Source organism: Providencia sp. PROV200, from assembly GCF_049901995.1.
GTDB classification, from domain to species: domain Bacteria; phylum Pseudomonadota; class Gammaproteobacteria; order Enterobacterales; family Enterobacteriaceae; genus Providencia; species Providencia rettgeri_E.
The window spans coordinates 3,537,215-3,556,634 of the sequence record NZ_CP096307.1 but is presented as its reverse complement, the minus strand read 5'-3'; the positions used below and the strand labels follow the sequence as shown (position 1 = coordinate 3,556,634).

The 19,420-nt window shown below is 42.6% G+C and carries 25 protein-coding genes; 12 read left to right on the top strand and 13 right to left on the bottom strand.

The window, feature by feature from the left end:
* Nucleotide 1: 1 nt before the first annotated feature.
* The 4 genes from tldD to M1E86_RS16310 all read left to right on the top strand — a co-directional run bounded on the left by tldD (nt 2) and on the right by M1E86_RS16310 (nt 2,995).
* A complete protein-coding gene (tldD, locus tag M1E86_RS16325; RefSeq protein WP_213913106.1) occupies nt 2-1,447 on the top strand; it encodes a metalloprotease TldD in 1,446 nt (481 codons plus the stop codon).
* A 111-nt stretch (nt 1,448-1,558) separates the two neighbouring features.
* The gene (locus M1E86_RS16320) at nt 1,559-2,047 is read left to right on the top strand and encodes a ribonuclease domain-containing protein (RefSeq protein WP_125890439.1); all 489 of its coding nucleotides are present in this window, start codon (nt 1,559-1,561) and stop codon (nt 2,045-2,047) included.
* A 12-nt stretch (nt 2,048-2,059) separates the two neighbouring features.
* Complete coding sequence (locus M1E86_RS16315; protein WP_125890438.1) at nt 2,060-2,347, top strand: barstar family protein; 288 nt, start codon at nt 2,060-2,062, stop codon at nt 2,345-2,347.
* A 60-nt stretch (nt 2,348-2,407) separates the two neighbouring features.
* On the top strand, nt 2,408-2,995 hold the full coding sequence (locus tag M1E86_RS16310) for an RBBP9/YdeN family alpha/beta hydrolase (RefSeq protein WP_213913105.1): 588 nt from the start codon (nt 2,408-2,410) through the stop codon (nt 2,993-2,995).
* 71 nt (nt 2,996-3,066) lie between these two features.
* Here the strand turns inward: M1E86_RS16310 and yjgA are convergent, their stop codons facing one another.
* A complete protein-coding gene (gene yjgA, locus M1E86_RS16305; RefSeq protein WP_004258329.1) occupies nt 3,067-3,612 on the bottom strand; it encodes a ribosome biogenesis factor YjgA in 546 nt (181 codons plus the stop codon).
* A 185-nt stretch (nt 3,613-3,797) separates the two neighbouring features.
* On the opposite strand from yjgA, the gene pmbA reads away from it, so the two are divergent.
* Complete coding sequence (gene pmbA, locus M1E86_RS16300; protein WP_213913104.1) at nt 3,798-5,138, top strand: metalloprotease PmbA; 1,341 nt, start codon at nt 3,798-3,800, stop codon at nt 5,136-5,138.
* Between the two features lie 133 nt (nt 5,139-5,271).
* On the opposite strand, the gene rnk is transcribed toward pmbA, so the two are convergent.
* The 11 genes from rnk to kdsD form a co-directional block, all read right to left on the bottom strand.
* Nucleotides 5,272-5,682, bottom strand: a complete 411-nt coding sequence (gene rnk, locus M1E86_RS16295) for a nucleoside diphosphate kinase regulator (RefSeq protein ID WP_125890435.1) — start codon at nt 5,680-5,682, stop codon at nt 5,272-5,274.
* A gap of 188 nt (nt 5,683-5,870) precedes the next feature.
* A complete protein-coding gene (gene npr, locus M1E86_RS16290) occupies nt 5,871-6,143 on the bottom strand; it encodes a PTS phosphocarrier protein NPr (protein ID WP_125890434.1) in 273 nt (90 codons plus the stop codon).
* 7 nt (nt 6,144-6,150) lie between these two features.
* The gene (rapZ, locus tag M1E86_RS16285; RefSeq protein WP_125890433.1) at nt 6,151-7,002 is read right to left on the bottom strand and encodes an RNase adapter RapZ; all 852 of its coding nucleotides are present in this window, start codon (nt 7,000-7,002) and stop codon (nt 6,151-6,153) included.
* 116 nt (nt 7,003-7,118) lie between these two features.
* Nucleotides 7,119-7,586 (bottom strand): PTS IIA-like nitrogen regulatory protein PtsN, encoded by a 468-nt coding sequence (gene ptsN, locus M1E86_RS16280; protein ID WP_125890432.1) that lies wholly within the window; start codon nt 7,584-7,586, stop codon nt 7,119-7,121.
* A 92-nt stretch (nt 7,587-7,678) separates the two neighbouring features.
* Nucleotides 7,679-7,966, bottom strand: a complete 288-nt coding sequence (hpf, locus tag M1E86_RS16275; protein WP_125890431.1) for a ribosome hibernation promoting factor — start codon at nt 7,964-7,966, stop codon at nt 7,679-7,681.
* 22 nt (nt 7,967-7,988) lie between these two features.
* The gene (gene rpoN / locus M1E86_RS16270) at nt 7,989-9,434 is read right to left on the bottom strand and encodes an RNA polymerase factor sigma-54 (RefSeq protein ID WP_213913103.1); all 1,446 of its coding nucleotides are present in this window, start codon (nt 9,432-9,434) and stop codon (nt 7,989-7,991) included.
* Nucleotides 9,435-9,476: 42 nt separating this feature from the next.
* A complete protein-coding gene (gene lptB, locus M1E86_RS16265; protein ID WP_125890429.1) occupies nt 9,477-10,202 on the bottom strand; it encodes an LPS export ABC transporter ATP-binding protein in 726 nt (241 codons plus the stop codon).
* A gap of 5 nt (nt 10,203-10,207) precedes the next feature.
* Nucleotides 10,208-10,768, bottom strand: a complete 561-nt coding sequence (gene lptA / locus M1E86_RS16260) for a lipopolysaccharide ABC transporter substrate-binding protein LptA (RefSeq protein ID WP_125890428.1) — start codon at nt 10,766-10,768, stop codon at nt 10,208-10,210.
* A gap of 1 nt (nt 10,769) precedes the next feature.
* The gene (gene lptC / locus M1E86_RS16255) at nt 10,770-11,345 is read right to left on the bottom strand and encodes an LPS export ABC transporter periplasmic protein LptC (RefSeq protein ID WP_125890427.1); all 576 of its coding nucleotides are present in this window, start codon (nt 11,343-11,345) and stop codon (nt 10,770-10,772) included.
* Nucleotides 11,346-11,361: 16 nt separating this feature from the next.
* Complete coding sequence (kdsC, locus tag M1E86_RS16250; protein ID WP_102137928.1) at nt 11,362-11,922, bottom strand: 3-deoxy-manno-octulosonate-8-phosphatase KdsC; 561 nt, start codon at nt 11,920-11,922, stop codon at nt 11,362-11,364.
* A 14-nt stretch (nt 11,923-11,936) separates the two neighbouring features.
* Nucleotides 11,937-12,905 (bottom strand): arabinose-5-phosphate isomerase KdsD, encoded by a 969-nt coding sequence (gene kdsD, locus M1E86_RS16245; protein WP_185746828.1) that lies wholly within the window; start codon nt 12,903-12,905, stop codon nt 11,937-11,939.
* Between the two features lie 476 nt (nt 12,906-13,381).
* Here kdsD and mlaF point away from each other — a divergent pair, with 476 nt between their 5' ends.
* The 7 genes from mlaF to murA all read left to right on the top strand — a co-directional run bounded on the left by mlaF (nt 13,382) and on the right by murA (nt 18,230).
* Nucleotides 13,382-14,185 (top strand): phospholipid ABC transporter ATP-binding protein MlaF, encoded by an 804-nt coding sequence (gene mlaF / locus M1E86_RS16240; protein ID WP_125890424.1) that lies wholly within the window; start codon nt 13,382-13,384, stop codon nt 14,183-14,185.
* Nucleotides 14,186-14,191: 6 nt separating this feature from the next.
* A complete protein-coding gene (gene mlaE, locus M1E86_RS16235) occupies nt 14,192-14,974 on the top strand; it encodes a lipid asymmetry maintenance ABC transporter permease subunit MlaE (protein WP_102137925.1) in 783 nt (260 codons plus the stop codon).
* A gap of 3 nt (nt 14,975-14,977) precedes the next feature.
* Nucleotides 14,978-15,481, top strand: a complete 504-nt coding sequence (mlaD, locus tag M1E86_RS16230; RefSeq protein ID WP_102137924.1) for an outer membrane lipid asymmetry maintenance protein MlaD — start codon at nt 14,978-14,980, stop codon at nt 15,479-15,481.
* A gap of 35 nt (nt 15,482-15,516) precedes the next feature.
* Nucleotides 15,517-16,146, top strand: coding sequence for a phospholipid-binding protein MlaC (mlaC, locus tag M1E86_RS16225; protein ID WP_125890423.1), 630 nt, complete (start codon nt 15,517-15,519; stop codon nt 16,144-16,146).
* 1 nt (nt 16,147) lies between these two features.
* Nucleotides 16,148-16,438 carry a lipid asymmetry maintenance protein MlaB gene (gene mlaB, locus M1E86_RS16220; protein WP_125890422.1) on the top strand — a complete coding sequence of 97 codons (291 nt, stop codon included), beginning with the start codon at nt 16,148-16,150 and terminating at the stop codon, nt 16,436-16,438.
* 222 nt (nt 16,439-16,660) lie between these two features.
* Nucleotides 16,661-16,915, top strand: a complete 255-nt coding sequence (gene ibaG, locus M1E86_RS16215; protein ID WP_125890421.1) for a BolA family iron metabolism protein IbaG — start codon at nt 16,661-16,663, stop codon at nt 16,913-16,915.
* Nucleotides 16,916-16,967: 52 nt separating this feature from the next.
* Nucleotides 16,968-18,230: a UDP-N-acetylglucosamine 1-carboxyvinyltransferase gene (gene murA / locus M1E86_RS16210; protein WP_213913102.1), complete on the top strand. Its 1,263-nt coding sequence runs from the start codon at nt 16,968-16,970 to the stop codon at nt 18,228-18,230.
* Nucleotides 18,231-18,339: 109 nt separating this feature from the next.
* Here the strand turns inward: murA and degS are convergent, their stop codons facing one another.
* The gene (gene degS / locus M1E86_RS16205) at nt 18,340-19,404 is read right to left on the bottom strand and encodes an outer membrane-stress sensor serine endopeptidase DegS (RefSeq protein ID WP_125890419.1); all 1,065 of its coding nucleotides are present in this window, start codon (nt 19,402-19,404) and stop codon (nt 18,340-18,342) included.
* Nucleotides 19,405-19,420: the final 16 nt, after the last annotated feature.

Genomic DNA, 19,420 nt, shown 5'->3' with positions numbered 1-19,420 from the left:
TATGAGTTTAGTTTCTGTCAGCGAACACTTGCTGGCCGCCAACCGCCTTGGGCAAGAAAATCTGTATGACATTTTAGGTTTGTTATCTGAGCGCCATCTGGATTACGCGGATCTGTTCTTTCAATCGAGTTTCCATGAGTCGTGGGTACTTGAAGATAGGATCATCAAAGATGGCTCTTATAATATCGACCAAGGTGTTGGCGTAAGAGCTATCAGTGGTGAAAAAACCGGGTTTGCTTATGCTGACCAAATTTCACTTCATGCGCTGACACAAAGTGCAACCGCTGCACGCAGTATTGTGAATGAGCAAGGCACTGGTAAATCACAAATTTTAACTAACGTTGAATATAAAAAATTGTATTCAGCAGCAGACCCACTGCAAAGTTTATCGCGGGAACAAAAGATTGATTTACTGCATCGTGTTGACCAAGTTGCTCGTGCAGAAGACCCGCGTGTCATTGAAGTCAATGCCAGCTTAACCGGTGTTTATGAGCAAGTGTTAGTCGCTGCAACAGACGGCACTTTAGCGGCAGATATTCGCCCATTAGTGCGTTTATCGGTCAGCGTGCTGGTGGAACATGATGGCAAGCGCGAGCGTGGTGCGAGTGGTGGCGGTGGCCGTTATGGTTACGAATATTTCCTGGAAATTCACCAAGGGCAAGTAGTTGCTGAGCAATATGCACGTGAAGCGGTGCGTATGGCGCTGGTGAACTTGTCTGCGATCGCAGCGCCTGCTGGAATGATGCCAGTTGTGCTGGGCGCTGGTTGGCCGGGGGTTCTATTACATGAAGCAGTAGGCCATGGTTTAGAAGGTGACTTTAACCGTCGCGGTACCTCTGTTTTTTCAGGCCAAATTGGTGAGCAAGTGGCATCGCCACTGTGTACGGTCGTGGATGATGGTACGATTACAGGCCGTCGAGGTTCTCTCGCTATTGATGACGAAGGGGTGCCTGGGCAGTATAACGTCCTAATAGAAAATGGTGTTTTACGTAATTATATTCAAGATAAACTGAATGCACGCCTGATGGGAGTTGCTCCAACAGGTAATGCACGCCGTGAATCTTATGCACACTTACCTATGCCGCGTATGACCAACACCTACATGTTAGCAGGGACATCAACGCCAGAAGAAATTATCGCGAGTGTGGATAAAGGCATATATGCACCAAACTTTGGTGGTGGTCAAGTCGATATCACCTCAGGTAAATTTGTATTTTCGACATCAGAAGCTTACCTGATTGAAAAAGGTAAGATTACTTCTCCTGTGAAAGGGGCAACGTTAATCGGCTCCGGTGTTGAAGCTATGCAGCAGATTTCAATGGTTGGTAATGATTTGGCTCTTGATAAAGGCGTTGGTATTTGTGGTAAAGAAGGCCAAAGTGTGCCGGTTGGTGTGGGGCAGCCTACATTAAAATTGGACAAACTGACCGTTGGTGGTACCGCGTAATTTTCACGGCGATTGAGATAAATTAGGCTTTGCTCGCCCTTGTGACAAACTCTTGGAGATGTTGTGACTAGGGCGTTTGTGTGCCTGCAAAGCACAAAAAACTGAGGTGTTATGAATAAACGTATTTTACCCGTCGTGTTGATGGCTATTTTGATTGTCATTAGTCTTTATTTTAATGGTGGCGATAAAACGGCACCAGAAGCCCCAGCCACGCAGAACAACCCTCCGGCTCGTGAAGCAGTCGCGCCAAAAGAAACCTCACAAACCATCGATAAACTGACCGCACAAGATAATGTGGTCAGCTTTATGGAGAAATACCAAAAACTTCCCGCTTTCTATATGACAAAGAAACAAGCCCGCGAAGCAGGATGGGATGCGAAAAAAGGCAATCTTTGCGATGTATTACCAGGAAGAGCGATTGGCGGCGACCGTTTTTCTAACCGTGAGAAAGGGTTACCCATTGCACAAGGGCGCCAATGGTTTGAAGCAGACATTAATTATCGTTGTGGTCACCGAGGAGCCGATCGCTTGTTATACTCATCGGACGGGATGATTTTTGTGACGCATGACCATTATAAGAGCTTTACGCAAGTCAACTAAAGGAAAACCGTGATGAGCAAACAGGTGATCTTTGATTTCAGGCAGATAAACTCATTGAATGATTTTTATGACCAATTTGCTCGGCAATTTTCCCTTCCTGACTGGTTTGGTCGCAATCTTGATGCCCTGTGGGACATGGTTTCCGCAGGCATTGAGTTACCTGTCACTATCACGTTTTCACACATGACTGCGGAACAACGTATCCAATTCGCAGATGTTATTGATGTGATGAATGACGCACAAGATATGTGGGAAGAAGAGTTCATTTTTGCTTTAGATATAACAAAAAGCTCTAACTAATATTCCTATCACTCATGGTAAAGTCTAAATAAGATAACTGAGCTGATAGGGGTCTTTAGGATGAATAACGTTACCTGTACTGCTTTTCCGCTAAAAGAAAAAAAATTCCTGATTGTTCACGGCTATACCGCATCCCCTGAAAAAAACTGGTTTCCATGGTTGAAATCAGAGCTCGAAGCTTTAGGCGCTTTTGTTAACGTGCCCACCATGCCTGATTCATTAGCCCCAGACCCTAAAAGGTGGCAGCAGCGCTTACAACATTTGCCTTTTGATATTGATGAAAATACGGTTTTGATTGGCCATAGCTTAGGTTGCGTCACCGTATTACGATTTCTTCAAAATGCAGGGCAGCCGGTAGCGGGTTATGTATTGGTATCAGGGTTTGATGAAAAACAGCAAACATTGCCTGAATTACAGCACCACACAGTTGAACCATTGAATTATGACGAGCTCATACAGATAGCAAATAATCGAATATCGATTATATCAACCAATGATGGGATTGTATCACCAGAGTCTTCGAAAGCATTGGCTTACGCCTTAAAAACACAGGTTATTATTGAAGGCTCAGCCGGTCATTTCCTTGATAGAGAAGGCTACACTGAATTTAAAACACTCCTTGATACAATCAAAACGCATTTTAGTTAGTTATGGCTGGTAAGAATACTAGGTACATTTACCAAGAAAAATCCCCTAGCCGCAGCATAGGGGGTAATTCATTAAGCCATTTCAGAGAGATCTTTCAAGTATTGAAAGATTTGTCGATAGGCTTTTGGTGGTTTGTTACCTTCACGCTCTTTTTTAGCATTACGGACTAATGCTCGCAGTTGTTGCCTGTCTGTTTGTGGGAACAGGGCAACCACGTCTTCAATGACTTCATCACCGCCATCTAATAAACGGGTACGTAAGTCTTCCAGTTTATGTAAAATGACCACTTGTTGGTTGTGACGGTTTTTAAGCTTATCCAACGCCTCTGTAATCGGCTCAACTTCACGTGAACGTAATAACTTACCGATCAGTTGCAATTGGCGACGACGGCCTTCACGTTTGATTTTTTGGGCAAGTTCAATGGCTTCAAGTAATTGAGTATCTAACGGGATGCGCTCTAACTCACTTTTACTTAAATCTACGAGCTCAGCCCCTAATTTTTTGAGGATCTCAGCATCGCGTTTAATTTCGCTTTTACTGACCCAAATGATTTCCTCGTCTTCTTCGTCTTGCGGCGCTGGGATATCATCCAGCCAGTCATCAGGCTGTTTGGCCATATCGATTTTCCTTTTTACCGAACACAGTCGTTTAATTACGCGTAATTAATATGATTTACTGTGTTGTGAGTGTTAACATTCATCTATTATATATTGTAACTGGGAAAACCCCTCTATGACTACCTAGCATTTGCTTGCTAGGGCAGAAAATCACGTTTCCCCCACATTTTTGATTGGACTAAAGCATGAGTGTAACTGAACAAGTCACCGAACAACGCAAAAAACTCGAAGAAGCCGTCGCGCACGCATTAGAATTCGCCAAGACACGTTGTGATGCTGCGGAAGTCGCAGTAAACAAAAGCACTGGAATTAGTGTGAGTACCCGCCAAGGGGAAGTTGAAAATGTTGAGTTTAACAGTGATGGAGCGCTAGGGATCACCGTTTATCATCAACAACGTAAAGGCAGTGCGTCTTCTACAGATTTAAGTCCTGAAGCTATTGAGCGCACAGTTCAGGCGGCAATTGATATTGCTAACTACACCTCAGAAGACCCGTTTGCAGGGCCGGCAGACAAATCGTTGCTGGCTTTTGAAGCACCTGACCTCAATTTGTTCCAAGCGAGCGAACTTTCTCCTGAAGCCGCGATCCGTTTAGCGTCGGTTGCGGAAATGTCGGCACTAAATGCAGACTCCCGCATTGTGAATACGGAAGGCGGTAGCTTTAATGGGCACTACGGTGTGCGTGTGTTTGGAAACTCCCATGGTATGTTGCAAAGCTACTGTTCAAGCCGCTATTCGATGTCGAGCTGTGTGATTGCTGAGCAAAATGGTGAAATGGAGCGTGATTACGCTTATACGATTGGCCGGAGCATAGAGGCATTGCAGTCCCCTGAGTGGGTTGGGCAGGAGTGTGCTCGTCGCACCTTATCTCGTTTGTCACCTCGTAAATTGCCAACGATGAAAGCCCCAGTGATTTTTGCGGCAGAAGTAGCTACGGGTCTATTCGGTCACTTAGTCGGTGCCATTAGTGGTAGCAGTATTTACCGCAAATCGTCTTTCTTATTAGATAGCTTAGGAAAGCAAATTTTACCAAGCTGGCTGACCATCAACGAGCAACCCCATCTAATGGGCGGGTTGGCGTCATCTCCTTTTGATAGCGAAGGTGTCCGCACCTGTGAACGCAATATTGTTGAAAATGGTGTGCTACAAACGTGGCTAATGACCAGTTATTCCGCAAGAAAGCTCGGTTTGCAAAGTACAGGCCACGCGGGTGGCATCCATAATTGGCGTATTGCAGGCCAAGGCCTTTCTTTCGATGCATTGCTGAAACAAATGGGGACAGGGCTAATCGTTACAGAGTTAATGGGCCAAGGGGTTAGCGGTATTACGGGGGATTACTCACGTGGTGCTTCAGGCTTTTGGGTGGAAAACGGTGAAATTCAGTACCCTGTGAGCGAAATTACCATTGCGGGTAACTTAAAAGATATGTGGGCGAATATGGTCACTATCGCTGATGATATTGAAACTCGTAGTAATATTCAGTGTGGTTCGGTATTGATCCCAGAGATGAGTATTGCGGGAGAGTAGTTTTCTTATTTGTCCATTTAAAAGCAACAAAAAAGGCACTCAATTGAGTGCCTGAATATGTCAGAGGACTTACCTGAGTTTTTTAAATAAAACTTTTTTCGCTAAGCCTTCCTTAATCCAGTCGTTGTCGAAATTAACGGTGGAACTCACCAGCCGCTTCTGGCTGATAAACGATTTCCAGTACACGAACACGTGTTTGAACACCGTTTGGCAATTCCCAGCTGATTTCATCGTTTACATGCAAGCCCAACAAGGCTGCACCAATCGGTGCCATAACAGACAGCTGCTCTGCGCTATCTTTCAGTGACGCAGGGTAAACTAAGGTACGTGTGCGTTCTTCGTTGCTGATTAAATCCAAAAAGCGAACGGTACTGTTCATCGTGACCACATCAGCAGGCATTTCTTGTGGGGTCAGAATATCCGCACGGTCCAGTTCATCATTGAGCGCTTCGGCAACCGGTGTGCCCGCATAAGCCGGCTGTTCCATCAGTGTATCTAAACGTTCAGCATCTAAATCATTGATAATAATTGTTGGCTTTTTCATACCACACTCCAATAGAGACATACAAAGCAAACACCCCCCACCCATAAGGTAGGGGGTGTCGCTAGAAATAAGTTTGTTTAAAATATTAGGCGCTATACGCTTTAAAGGGAAGAGATCAGGATCACGATCTCTAAGCCTACCTTTGTAAAAAATACAGATTGATATTTTTATCGCTAGGTTTGAATTGACTACTCTTCGTCAAACCCACTTTCGAACAGGTTAATAATTGCGGATAATGCCTGATTTTCATCTGGGCCGCTAACCTCAATATCAATATTACTACCTTGTTCTGAGTCTAACATCAACATCGCAATAACGCTATCGGCCTCAGCCTCAATTTGGTTATTATTCCGCAAAATAACTCTTGAGTTAAATTGTTGAACTAAATCATAGAGTAACATCGCAGGTCGTGCATGCATCCCAAGCCGATTTTTGAGCGTTATAGTTGTTTTTACTGTCATTTACGGGTTACTTGCGTTTTTCCAGCGTTCTGTGGCGTGATTGCACATTTTTACCACGAGAACGGAAATAGTCGGCAAGTTGTTCAGCAACATACACGGAACGATGTTTACCCCCTGTACAGCCAATTGCGACAGTCAAGTAGCTACGGTTATTGGTTTCTAACATCGGTAACCATAATTCTAAATAGCTACGAGTTTGGTAAATGAAGTTATGGACTTCAGTATGCCTATCTAAGAATGCAGCCACGGGTCTATCAAGGCCTGTCATTGGGCGCAATTTTGGATCCCAGTGCGGGTTTGGTAAAAAGCGCACATCGAATACATAATCTGCATCAATAGGAATACCATGTTTGAAGCCAAAGGATTCAAACACCATTGTCAGTTCACGCTCACGTTTGCCCATCAAACGTGTTCTTAGCATCTCAGCTAATTCGTGAACGGACATTTCAGAAGTATCGATAACTAAATCAGCTCGAGAGCGTAAAGGCTCAAGTAGCTCATTTTCTTCATCTATCGCGCTCTCAAGTGAAAGATTTTTACTTGAAAGTGGGTGCAGTCGACGAGTATCACTGTAACGGCGAATAAGCGTGTTACGATCGGCATCTAGAAACAATAACTGAGGAGAGAAGGCTGAAGGTAATTTATCAATCGCTTCTTCGAAAATCTCTGGATTGTCGGGCATATTACGCACGTCGATGCTTACTGCTGCTGAAATATTACGATCAGCCAGTGAATTCGCTAACTCCGGTAGTAATACAACCGGTAGGTTATCTACGCAATAGAAACCCATATCTTCCAGCGCACGTAAGGCAACGGATTTCCCCGAACCGGAACGGCCGCTGACTATCATCAGCACCATGAGCTTGCTCCCTTTTGTTTCCTAATAATATGCTTCTTGAAAAGCAGTATTTGCCAAATAATATTACTTAGAAACCATAACAATATCATTTGCATATGGCAAGATACATAATTTATCTATTCTATAATTATGCGGTATAGCTCTTCGTCACTTTGTGCACTGCGTAGGCGTTTACAGAGCGTTTTATCGGCTAGTTTTTTGGCGATAAGCGACAATGTATGCAAGTGCGTTTTACATTGGTCTGATGGCACAAGTAGCGCGAATAGCAAGTCAACAGGCTGATTATCAATTGCATCGAACGCAATTGGCTCCTCTAAATGTAAAAAGACACCGACAGCACGGCTGCTTTCACCTTCGTTCAGCTTTCCATGAGGAATAGCAATACCACCGCCAATGCCTGTTGTACCAACTTTTTCTCTGGTTAATAACGCTTCAAATACCGTATTTTCAGGTAATTCCAATTCAACGGCAGCCAGCTCACTAATAATTTCTAAAGCTCTTTTTTTACTGGTGCACACAATATTATTACGTGTACAGGCTGATGATAAAACAACGTTTAACTGGATTTCTATATCACTATTCATTTTATTGTTCACTTAGGACTACAAAACCAGATGGTGTACCCACCATCTGGTTTGAAACATTATCCGGCTAATTAATAAGCCGCATCAATGTATTAATGTTGTCTCAGTTTTTCTTTATGTTTGGTTAATTGGCGCGACAGCTTGTCTACGAGTATATCTATAGCAGCGTACATATCGTTTTCTTCCGCTGAGGCGTGGAGATCCGCTCCATTGACTTGCACGGTTGCTTCCGCAATTTGTTGAACTTTTTCAACTTTCAAGACAACTTGGATACCATTAATGCGATCAAACAATTGTTCCAATTTTTTGAGTTTTTTCTCAACAGTCTCGCGCAATGCAGGAGTAAGTTCAATATTGTGTCCAGTAATCTGAAATTCCATACAATCTTCCTTATTTTATCAATTAAACCAGCTGTTTACGCTGATTAGAGGGCGGAATGGATAACGATTCTCGATACTTAGCAACAGTTCTGCGAGCGACTTGAATGCCTTGTTCAGCCAGCATACTCGTCAATTTACTGTCACTCAATGGTTTTGCTGGGTTTTCAGCAGCAACCAGTTTTTTCACCAATGCTCGAATTGCGGTTGAGGAGGCTTCGCCACCTGTGTCCGTATTAACATGGCTGGAGAAAAAATATTTCAACTCAAAAATGCCTCGTGGGCTATGGAGAAACTTTTGAGTTGTCACTCGTGAGATAGTTGATTCATGCATGTCCACTTGATAGGCGATATCGGCTAGTATCATTGGCTTCATGTACTCCTCTCCCAGCTCAAAGAATTCTTGTTGCTGTTCTACAATACAAGTCGCAACTTTTAATAGCGTTTCGTGGCGGCTCTCAAGGCTTTTAATCAACCATTTTGCATCTTGCAGATGACTCCGAATATATTGAGAATCATCTTCATTTGCTGAATTATGTAACATCGAAGCATAATGGTTATTAATACTTAGTTTAGGGATGCTATCTGTATTTAACTCAACTTGCCAGTGCCCTGCGATTTTTTTCACTAAAACATCAGGAATGACGTATTCCGATTCCCCGGTATTGATAGATTGGCCTGGCTTTGGATTTAACGTTAAAATCAGGTCTATCGCGGTTTTGAGTGCATCTTCTTTTAAGCGAGTTAATTTAGCTAACTGGCGAAAATCACGGTTAGCCAGTAAATCAATATGGTTACTAATAATGAGCTTTGCATCTTGTAGCCCATCAGTTTGCGCAGGGTAGAGTGACAATTGAATTAATAGACACTCTTTTAAGTCTTGTGCTGCGACACCCAGTGGGTCGAAATGCTGAATACGTTTGAGAACAGCAATGACTTCCTCAATACTAATCTCTGAGTTATCAATCCCTTCATGTATATCAGAAATTGCGGTTGTCAGATAACCGGAATCATCTATTGAATCAATAATAGCGGTGGCAATTGCCTTGTCCGTATCAGTAAAAGGGGTCAGCTCAGCTTGCCACGTCAGGTAATCTTGCAATGTTTGCGTTGTTTCACCTTGATAAACAGGGAGTTCATCAAAACTATAATCGTTACTGGTCCCTGATGGCGTGCCTGCCGTATATATTTCATCCCAATCCGCATCTAAAGGGAGCTCACCTGGCATATCTTGGTTTTCGAGAGCATCTTTGGTATCGAGCTCACTGGTATCGGCACTTTCATTTAGGGAATCAAGAGATTCGGACTCGGAATTTAACTCTTCTTGCTCAAGAAGTGGGTTAGTTTCCAAGGCAAGTTGAATTTCTTGCTGAAGCTCAAGCGTAGACAGCTGCAACAAGCGGATGGCTTGCTGCAATTGAGGGGTCATTGCAAGTTGTTGACTGACTCTAAGCTGCAAACTTTGCTTCATGAATCTGTTTTATTCTCCCTAAAAAATAACGACATACTCAGTTTATAACCGGAAACCTTCACCCAAGTATACACGTTTCACTTGTTCGTTCTCTAAGATCATGGTTGGTGACCCATGAGCAATTAAGTGTCCTTGGCTAACAATATAGGCTCTTTCGCACACATCTAAGGTTTCCCGCACGTTATGGTCGGTGATTAAAACGCCGAGGCCATAATCCCTTAAGTGCTGAATGATTTTTTTGATATCTAAGACGGAAATAGGGTCAACACCCGCAAAAGGTTCGTCTAATAAAATAAATTTTGGGTTAGCGGCAAGTGCTCTAGCAATTTCAACACGGCGACGTTCTCCACCGGATAGAGATTGCCCCATGCTGTCTCGAAGATGGGTAATACTAAATTCTTCCATCAGTTCCTCAGCACGATCTTTACGTTGCTGAGAATTTAAATCTTCACGAATTTCTAATACAGCCATTAGGTTATCATAAACACTGAGACGACGGAAAATGGAGGCTTCTTGAGGAAGATAGCCTATTCCACGGCGTGCACGTTCATGCAACGGTAGAAGGCTGATATCTTCACCATCAATCATAATTTTGCCAGCATCCCGCTGAACAATACCCACAACCATATAAAAAGTCGTTGTTTTACCGGCCCCGTTTGGTCCCAACAAGCCAACGATTTCACCTGATTTAACTTCCAGGCTGACATCTTCAACGACCTTACGTTTTTTATAGGCTTTAGCTAGATTTTCAGCGGTTAGTGTCGCCATAACAGTTATTTACTCTTACTTGCTGATGAATTTTTATTTGCTGCAGGGCCTTTTTCTTGCAATTGCGCTGGCAGTATTACGGTAGTGACGCGTTTGCCTTTATCACTAAATGCTTCCATTTGTTGCGTTGGCACAATATAGGTAATTTTGTCACCCTGAATATTGCTGTCTAATTGCTCAAGATAGGCATTGCCTGTTAAGGTGACGAGTTGTTTATCGACCTCATAACGGGCTTTGCTGGCATGGCCTTTAATTGGCTTGCCATCATCCTGTAATTGGTAAAAAGTAACTGGGGTACCAAAGGCCTCAATCACAATTTTATCCGAGTCACTACTTGGACGTGTTACAACCACTTTATTGGCTCTGATATCAATAGAACCTTGTTTAATAACAACATCATCAGTAAAGGTGGTGACGTTTTTTTCTAAATCAAGAGATTGTTTGACCGAATTAATCGTCATTGGCTGCTGCGTATCACTTTTTAATGCCATCGCAGGTAGGCTAAGAGCAAAAATTGCACTGGCAACAGCTCCTTGAATAAAACGTTTCTTAGTTACTTGATTCATTTTAATGCTCTTCTGGTTGTAACACATAATGAGTTTTTACATCTTCGATTAATTCAGCCGTTCTTGTACGAAGGTTTCCCTTCATTTTCATACCAGTAGAATTGAGACCTTGTCCAATAATGGTCACTTTATCATCAGATGAAACGTCTTGTGTTGTCAAATTGACAACTGCACTCTCAGTTGTAATTCGTTGGATCTGCGAGTCTTTAGTTAAACTATCAACTTGAACATCGCTGTATAAATAGAGAATTCTATCGTTCGTTAACCTTGCTTTGAAAGCCTTAACCGTCCAGGTAGGTTCACCTGCTTCGTTATAAGTGGTAAGAACCGGTTTCGAAAACCACGTGATTTTCCCTTCAGTGTAGTTATCTATTTTATCTGAAACGAGTTTATACGCTAAATTACCCGTTGGATTATAGACAAAAGTCACTGAATCATCAGTTTGATAATTAGGTTGCCCATCATTAATTACTTTATCCTCTGCGCTGTCGGAATCATTACCTGCTAAATTCCAACCGATAAGCCCTAATACCACTAAGGATAAAATAATGATTAACCACTTCTTCGCATTGCTCATGAATTCAATCTATTCGTTATATTGATAAACCTTTTGCTTCTTCTAGTTTGTCTTGAGAAAGCAAAATAAGGTCACAAAGTTCGCGGACTGCCCCTTTTCCGCCGCCAATACGGGTCACATAATCCGCTTTCGGTAATAGCAAAGGGTGGGCATCAGCAACGGCGACGGATAAGCCGACTTTGGCCATAACAGGCCAGTCAATCAGGTCGTCCCCAATATAAGCTATTTCTTCATCTGATAATTGTAGTGTATCTAACAGTTCGTGATACGCCAAAAGCTTATCGCTTTGCCCTTGGTAAAGATATGTAATCCCTAATGTTTGGGCTCTATCTTCAAGAAGCTTCGCTTTTCTTCCTGTAATGATGGCGACTTCAATACCGGACGTTAATAAGCAACGTATTCCATAGCCGTCACGGACATTAAAGGCTTTGAGTTCTTCGCCATTATTTCCCATATAGACCAAACCATCGGACATGACACCATCAACATCGCAGATCAGTAATTTGATTTTTTCTGCTTTGATTAAAACAGTATCGGCGACAGGGCCATAGCAGGTTTCCAAAAAGGTAGACGTCATGGTATTTCCTTATGTTATACAACACCTGCTTGTAGCAGGTCATGCATATGTAATACACCAACTAATTTGTTATCATTTGCGACCAGTAACGAAGTCACGTGTCGAGATTGCATTAAGTTGAGCGCTTCGACTGCTAACATGGTTGGCGATACTCGTATTCCACCGGGTGTCATTAAATCAGCAATTTTAGCGTTATTCAGGTCGATACCCATATCAAAGATACGGCGTAAATCCCCATCAGTGAAAATACCTTCAATATTCATGTCATCATCACAAATGACCGTCATCCCCAGTTTTTTGCGGGTAATCTCCACGAGTGCCTCACGTAAAGACGCGCTTTTAGGAATATGGGGGATATCATCTCCCGTATTCATTAAATCACGAACGAGGAGTAAAAGTTTGCGCCCAAGTGCGCCACCTGGATGCGAAAGCGCAAAATCATTCGCCGTGAAACCGCGTGCAGTTAATAAGGCAATCGCTAATGCATCCCCCATCACAAGCGTCGCAGTTGTACTTGTGGTAGGTGCGAGCCCCAAAGGGCAGGCTTCTTGAGGCACCTTGATGCACAAATGCACATCAGCATATTTCCCCATATTACTATCAGGGTTATTAGTCATGCAGATTAAGGGAACCTTAATTCTTTTTAAAACAGGAAGCAGGGCCAAAATTTCCCCTGACTCCCCTGAATTCGAAATGGCTAACACAACATCTTTATGCGTAATCATCCCAAGGTCACCGTGGCTAGCTTCTCCTGGGTGAACAAAAAATGATGGCGTACCTGTGCTCGCTAGTGTGGCTGCAATTTTACGACCAATATGCCCCGATTTCCCCATTCCCATTACGACGACTTTGCCTTCACAGTTAAAAATAAGCTGGCAAGCGCGGTCAAAATCAGTATTGATATATTGTTCGAGGTTTTTTAGACCTTCGTGTTCGATATGGAGAACTTCTTTACCTACTTTCTGAAAATCGAAGTTTGACATTTCTAGTTCCATGCGTAGCTTTCAAGTTAATGGGATTAGCGAAATCAAATTGTATAACGAATACTTGGTATCAGTAAGTATTTTGTCAGTTAAGCTATTTTTAATGTTAGCTTTAGACTTTATAAGTATTTTTGGCACTTCGGTGTAGAATTTAATCTGTATTAGAGGGTTTCATTAGCACCTTGAACCAAAAATAGATATGCAAATTCGCGTATCCTCAGCTAGGTAAATTATAGCATTCTAAGAGCTATCTGCTGTTAATCGCGAAAGCTTTTGCTGACTATAAATAAATTATATTGTTTTTTCTCTGTATTATTTAGGTAAAAACAAAGTTGTAATACTAAAAGTCATATTTTCGACGCTATAATACTATAAATTCTATTTTGTTGTGATATTTGACGATTTTCAGTTTATCTTTCGGTAACATCTGAAGGGATAAAAATGTTTACGCGTGGTGTATAACGAGTTATTTAACAATGCAAGCACAGACAGACAACTTAATTGAAGTACGGAACATGTCCTTTACTCGAGGAGATCGGAAAATATTTGAAAATATTAATCTGACTGTTCCTCGTGGGAAAATTACGGCAATTATGGGGCCGTCAGGGATCGGTAAAACCACATTACTGCGCTTGATTGGTGGGCAATTACGGCCAAATGAAGGTGAAATTTGGTTTGATGGTGACAATATTCCGGCTCTATCACGCTCAAAACTGTATCAGTCTCGTAAAAAGATGAGCATGCTGTTCCAGTCTGGAGCACTATTCACAGACATGGACGTATTCAATAATGTGGCTTTCCCGCTGCGTGAGCACACTAACCTGCCTGAATCGCTGATCCATACGACGGTGATGATGAAATTAGAGGCGGTTGGCTTGCGAGGCGCTGCCAAATTAATGCCATCTGAATTATCGGGTGGTATGGCTAGGCGGGCCGCTTTAGCGCGAGCTATCGCTCTAGACCCAAATTTAATCATGTTTGATGAGCCTTTTGTTGGTCAAGATCCGATTACTATGGGTGTTTTGGTTAAATTGATTGATGAGCTTAATCAGGCGCTGGGTGTCACCTGTGTCGTGGTTTCCCATGATGTTCCAGAGGTATTGAGCATCGCAGATAATGCTTATATTGTTGCGCAGCAGCATGTCATTGCTCAGGGAACGGGTGAAGAATTGCGTGAAAACCAAGACCCTCGTGTGCGACAATTCCTTGATGGTATTGCGGATGGGCCTGTTCCATTCCGTTTTCCCGCCAATGATTATCTAGCTGATTTATTAGGGTAAAATAAGATGATAATAAAGGCGATTGCAGCCTTCGGACGCCGATGGATTGATATATTTTCCGCGTTTGGTCGAGCAGGCTACATGCTGTTTCGTGCCTTACTTGGCAAACCAGAGTTTCGTAAACAATGGCCATTATTGATGAAGCAATTGTACGCCATTGGTGTGCAGTCATTGCTGATCGTTGCCGTCTCTGGGTTATTTATTGGGATGGTTTTAGGGTTACAAGGTTACTTGGTTCTCACGACGTTTAGTGCTGAAGCTAGCTTAGGTATGATGGTGGCGCTTTCACTATTGCGTGAACTCGGCCCCGTTGTGACTGCGTTGTTGTTTGCCGGACGAGCGGGTTCTGCGTTAACCGCGGAAATTGGCTTAATGAAAGCCACTGAACAGATTTCTAGCCTTGAAATGATGGCCGTTGACCCCCTCAGGCGAGTCATTGCCCCACGTTTTTGGGCCGGTTTTATTAGTATGCCATTGTTATCTCTGATTTTTGTTGCTGTCGGTATTTTAGGCGGTGCATTAGTTGGGGTTGACTGGAAGGGTATTGATGAAGGCTTTTTCTGGGCTTCAATGCAATCTTCCATTGATTGGCGGTTAGATTTAGTCAACTGTGTGATTAAAAGCTTAGTCTTTGCCATCACGGTTACTTGGATCGCATTATTTAATGGCTATGATGCCATCCCAACTTCGGAAGGGATAAGCCAAGCTACAACAAGAACCGTTGTGCATGCGTCATTGTCTGTTTTAGGACTGGATTTCGTACTTACCGCACTGATGTTTGGGAACTAAGTCATGCAAAGTAAAAAAAGTGAAATATGGGTTGGTTGTTTTATGTTGTTGGCGATTGCCGCAATTATCTTTTTGTGTTTAAAAGTCGCTGATTTAAAATCGATAGGAAGCCAATCCACCTATCAAATATCAGCATCTTTTGAAAATATTGGTGGCTTAAAAGAAGGCTCTCCAATCAAAGTGGGCGGTGTGGTGATTGGTCGAGTTGCCAGTATCACATTAGATAAAAAAAATTATGTTCCTGAAGTGAAAATTGATTTATTGAGTGAATACGACAATATCCCTGATTCGAGTTCACTGTCAATTCGCACATCAGGTTTGTTGGGTGAACAGTATATTGCGATGAATATCGGCCCAGATGACGAAGAGTTAGGTATCGCAATCTTAAAAAATGGCGGGCGCCTTGAAGATACAAAGCCCGCGATGGTATTAGAAGACTTAATTGGCCAGTTTTTATATAAAAGTGGTGATAGCCAAGGTGCAGAGCCAGAGTCAACTGCACAGTAATTTGATGCTCCCTTTGAAGAATAAAGGAATGAATTATGTTTAAACGTTTAATGATGGTTGCTATGTTGGCCATTGCGCCATTTGCCATGGCAGTAGACCAAACCAACCCTTATAAGTTAATGGATGAAGCGGCGGCGAAAACGTTTAACCGCTTGAAATCAGAGCAACCCAAAATTAAGCAAGACCCCGAGTATCTCAGAACAATTGTTCGTGAGGAATTACTACCTTATGTACAAGTTAAATATGCAGGGGCTTTGGTGCTAGGAACCTATTATAAAGGGGCTACCCCTGCCCAGCGCGAGGCTTACTTCAAAGCGTTTGAAGATTACCTTGAGCAAGTTTATGGCCAAGCATTGGCTATGTATCATGGCCAAACGTATCAAATTGCTCCAGAGCAACCTCTGGGTGATAAAAACATTGTGGCTATCCGTGTAACGATTATTGATACTAACGGCCGTCCTCCTGTACGTTTAGATTTTCAATGGCGCAAAAATAGCAAAACAGGTTATTGGCAAGCTTACGACATGATTGCAGAAGGTGTAAGCATGATCACAACTAAGCAAAATGAATGGGGTGATATTCTACGTAAACAGGGTGTCGATGGCTTAACAAAACAGTTAGAAATCAGTGCAAAAGCGCCAATTACTTTAGAAGAGACAAAGTAATATGAGTCAGTTGTTAGCATGGGAAGTCAATGAAACAACACTGTATCTCACTGGGACATTAGACCGTGATTCGTTAATGTCGTTTTGGGATAAAAAAAATTCATCGCTGGAACAGGTTGAAAATATAGATGTTTCTGGTCTTAAGCACGTGGACTCAACTGGGTTAGCGATGCTAGTTCGCTTAAAAAGTGAATTCCAAGCTAAAAACCGTTCACTGAATATTACCGGTGTTAGCGATAACTTAAATACATTGATTGAACTGTATGGGGTTCAAGCGATTATCCTCAATTAGGTTAAACATCCGAAGTTGGGTCAAGTTATGTAAAAATAAGCGCCTCTATGTGCTTTTCGGCACAAGAGGCGTTTTCTTTGGTTTAAGTGTTGGGCCTAATCCTTTAGGATAGAGGATTAAGCTCTAAGTATTCTTATTGGGATGCTTCTGTACGCTATGCATGCAATTTTCACTATTTAGAGTAAAATTATAAATCACAAATAATTAATAAATTGAGTCATTATGGATACCAACGAAATTAAGCAAGTATTGATGGAAAAACTGTCTCTGAATGAGGCTATTGTTACTGGTGATGGTAGCCACTTTCAGGTTATTGCTGTCGGTGACATGTTTGACGGTATGAGCCGTGTTAAGCAACAGCAAGCAATTTATGCGCCTTTAATGGAGTATATTGCGGATAACCGCATTCATGCTCTGTCTATTAAAGCGTACACCCCTGCGCAATGGGAGCGCGATCGTAAACTTAGTGGCTTTTGATTTCAAAACCTAAGCGAACAGACTGTAAAATTCGACATACGAGAATACTTTAATGGATAAGTTTTTAGTTAAAGGACCAACCCGCTTACAGGGTGAGGTCACTATATCTGGCGCAAAAAATGCGGCATTACCAATCCTGTTCGCTGCTCTGTTGGCTGAAGAGCCGGTAGAAATACAGAATGTCCCTCACTTGAGGGACATTGACACAACAATTAAATTATTGAATCAACTAGGTACAAAAGTAAAACGCAATGGCTCAGTTTACGTCGATGCAAGCACTGTAACGACATACTGTGCGCCTTATGACCTCGTTAAAACTATGCGTGCATCTATTTGGGCTTTGGCGCCATTGGTTGCTCGTTTTGGTCATGGTGAAGTTTCTTTACCTGGCGGCTGTGCTATTGGTGCTCGTCCTGTTGATTTACATATCTCTGGTTTAGAACAATTAGGCGCCAACATTGTTCTGGAAGATGGTTATGTGAAAGCGACAGTCGATGGGCGTTTGAAAGGTGCGGATATCGTAATGGATAAAGTCAGTGTGGGTGCGACTGTCTCTATTATGACAGCTGCAACGCTAGCTGAAGGCACAACAACGATTGAGAATGCGGCACGTGAACCTGAAATTGAAGACACCGCCAACTTCTTAAATACTCTTGGCGCAAAAATTACAGGCGCAGGTACTGACCGTATTGTTATAGATGGTGTTGAACGTTTAGGTGGGGGAGTTTATAAAGTACTGCCTGACCGTATTGAAACGGGAACATTTTTAATTGCTGCAGCGGTTTCACGCGGCAAAGTCATCTGCCGCAATGCACGTCCAGATACACTCGATGCAGTGTTAGCTAAACTACGTGAAGCAGGGGCTAAGATTGAAATCGGTGATGACTGGATTAGCTTAGATATGGAAGGTCAGCGTCCAAAAGCAGTGACATTACGTACAGCACCACATCCAGGGTTCCCAACGGATATGCAAGCACAGTTTAGTTTACTTAATCTTGTTGCTGATGGGGCTGGTATGATCACCGAAACGATTTTTGAAAACCGTTTTATGCATATCCCTGAGCTAATCCGTATGGGCGCTCACGCTGAAATTGAAAGTAATACTGTGTTATGTCACGGAGTTGAAAAATTAACCAGTGCACAAGTGATGGCAACAGATTTACGTGCTTCTGCAAGTTTAGTTATTGCTGGCTGTATTGCTGAAGGGACAACAACCGTTGACCGTATTTATCATATTGACCGTGGTTATGAGCATATCGAAGATAAACTATGTGGCTTAGGTGCAGACATTCAGCGCGTGCATTCAGATGATTAATGCTTTGATGAGGTGAATAGGCGCTGGCTTCATTCATCTATTTTTGGTAAATCAAAAAAGGTTGTTCGATATTGAACAACCTTTTTTACGAAAGACCGTTTAAAAATGATTATCCTGCCTGCTCATCAGGAATTTCTTCGATAATCACATCAATATTTTTAATTTCGCCATCTCGTAAAATCTGTACTGCGGTTTTGCTTCCAGGGCGGATTTCTGCGACTAAGTCCATGGTTTCTGCGGCTGAAATGGCCGGTTTGCCATCAACGGATAAAATGATATCCCCTTGCAATATCCCCGCTTTGGCTGCTGGCCCGCCCGGGGCAACCTGGAAAACGCGTAATCCTTGTATTTGATTAATATTATTATGATTTGATCTTATTTGAGGCAATTCGCGTGCTGTAATACCAATATAACCACGGATAACTCGACCATCACGAATCAGTTTATCCATGATCTTAGTGGCAAGGGCGGTGGGAATGGCAAAGCTTAAACCTTCAGAGCTAATGCCTTGACCTGCAGTGAAAGAAAGTGTGTTGATACCAACTAACTCGCCTTCGGTATTAATTAATGCCCCGCCAGAGTTACCCGAGTTGATTGAAGCATCTGTTTGCAGGAAATTTTGCCGGCGAGTCGAACTTAGCCCTACGCGACCGGTTGCACTGATAATCCCTTGAGTAACGGTTTGACCTATATTGTAAGGGTTACCGATTGCAAGTACGACATCACCAACATGAGTGACGCGTTGTGTATTAATTGGAATGACAGGTAGGTTATCAGCGTCAATTCTCAGTACAGCGAGATCTGTTAATGGATCAGAACCAACCAGTAGGGCATCAAAAATAGCACCATCTTGTAAAGCCACTAAGATTTGGTCTGGGTTATCAACAACATGTTTATTGGTGATAATGTAGCCATTTTGGCTCATGATCACACCTGAACCGAGGGATTTTAATTCACGTCCTGACTGGGAAAAACTCCCTTTTGAGCTGCTGTAAACATAGACTACTGCAGGTGCAGCACGGCGTACAGCTTTGTTATAACTGACGGGTTCACTGTTTGTTTTACCATATAGTAAATCGGCTAAACCTTGAGGGCGCAAAGAAGGAACCGCAACGATAATAATCAATGCAGTCAACAGGCCAAGCATGACAGATAAAGTTAGCTTTTTCACCATAGGATATAAAATATTG

What these genes read in the sequence shown, in the direction of transcription:
- tldD (WP_213913106.1), top strand. Translation starts at nt 2, where the DNA reads ATGAGTTTAGTTTCTGTCAGCGAACACTTGCTGGCCGCCAACCGCCTT.
- M1E86_RS16320 (WP_125890439.1), top strand. Translation starts at nt 1,559, where the DNA reads ATGAATAAACGTATTTTACCCGTCGTGTTGATGGCTATTTTGATTGTC.
- M1E86_RS16315 (WP_125890438.1), top strand. Translation starts at nt 2,060, where the DNA reads ATGAGCAAACAGGTGATCTTTGATTTCAGGCAGATAAACTCATTGAAT.
- M1E86_RS16310 (WP_213913105.1), top strand. Translation starts at nt 2,408, where the DNA reads ATGAATAACGTTACCTGTACTGCTTTTCCGCTAAAAGAAAAAAAATTC.
- yjgA (WP_004258329.1), bottom strand. Translation starts at nt 3,612, where the DNA reads ATGGCCAAACAGCCTGATGACTGGCTGGATGATATCCCAGCGCCGCAA.
- pmbA (WP_213913104.1), top strand. Translation starts at nt 3,798, where the DNA reads ATGAGTGTAACTGAACAAGTCACCGAACAACGCAAAAAACTCGAAGAA.
- rnk (WP_125890435.1), bottom strand. Translation starts at nt 5,682, where the DNA reads ATGAAAAAGCCAACAATTATTATCAATGATTTAGATGCTGAACGTTTA.
- npr (WP_125890434.1), bottom strand. Translation starts at nt 6,143, where the DNA reads ATGACAGTAAAAACAACTATAACGCTCAAAAATCGGCTTGGGATGCAT.
- rapZ (WP_125890433.1), bottom strand. Translation starts at nt 7,002, where the DNA reads ATGGTGCTGATGATAGTCAGCGGCCGTTCCGGTTCGGGGAAATCCGTT.
- ptsN (WP_125890432.1), bottom strand. Translation starts at nt 7,586, where the DNA reads ATGAATAGTGATATAGAAATCCAGTTAAACGTTGTTTTATCATCAGCC.
- hpf (WP_125890431.1), bottom strand. Translation starts at nt 7,966, where the DNA reads ATGGAATTTCAGATTACTGGACACAATATTGAACTTACTCCTGCATTG.
- rpoN (WP_213913103.1), bottom strand. Translation starts at nt 9,434, where the DNA reads ATGAAGCAAAGTTTGCAGCTTAGAGTCAGTCAACAACTTGCAATGACC.
- lptB (WP_125890429.1), bottom strand. Translation starts at nt 10,202, where the DNA reads ATGGCGACACTAACCGCTGAAAATCTAGCTAAAGCCTATAAAAAACGT.
- lptA (WP_125890428.1), bottom strand. Translation starts at nt 10,768, where the DNA reads ATGAATCAAGTAACTAAGAAACGTTTTATTCAAGGAGCTGTTGCCAGT.
- lptC (WP_125890427.1), bottom strand. Translation starts at nt 11,345, where the DNA reads ATGAGCAATGCGAAGAAGTGGTTAATCATTATTTTATCCTTAGTGGTA.
- kdsC (WP_102137928.1), bottom strand. Translation starts at nt 11,922, where the DNA reads ATGACGTCTACCTTTTTGGAAACCTGCTATGGCCCTGTCGCCGATACT.
- kdsD (WP_185746828.1), bottom strand. Translation starts at nt 12,905, where the DNA reads ATGTCAAACTTCGATTTTCAGAAAGTAGGTAAAGAAGTTCTCCATATC.
- mlaF (WP_125890424.1), top strand. Translation starts at nt 13,382, where the DNA reads ATGCAAGCACAGACAGACAACTTAATTGAAGTACGGAACATGTCCTTT.
- mlaE (WP_102137925.1), top strand. Translation starts at nt 14,192, where the DNA reads ATGATAATAAAGGCGATTGCAGCCTTCGGACGCCGATGGATTGATATA.
- mlaD (WP_102137924.1), top strand. Translation starts at nt 14,978, where the DNA reads ATGCAAAGTAAAAAAAGTGAAATATGGGTTGGTTGTTTTATGTTGTTG.
- mlaC (WP_125890423.1), top strand. Translation starts at nt 15,517, where the DNA reads ATGTTTAAACGTTTAATGATGGTTGCTATGTTGGCCATTGCGCCATTT.
- mlaB (WP_125890422.1), top strand. Translation starts at nt 16,148, where the DNA reads ATGAGTCAGTTGTTAGCATGGGAAGTCAATGAAACAACACTGTATCTC.
- ibaG (WP_125890421.1), top strand. Translation starts at nt 16,661, where the DNA reads ATGGATACCAACGAAATTAAGCAAGTATTGATGGAAAAACTGTCTCTG.
- murA (WP_213913102.1), top strand. Translation starts at nt 16,968, where the DNA reads ATGGATAAGTTTTTAGTTAAAGGACCAACCCGCTTACAGGGTGAGGTC.
- degS (WP_125890419.1), bottom strand. Translation starts at nt 19,404, where the DNA reads ATGGTGAAAAAGCTAACTTTATCTGTCATGCTTGGCCTGTTGACTGCA.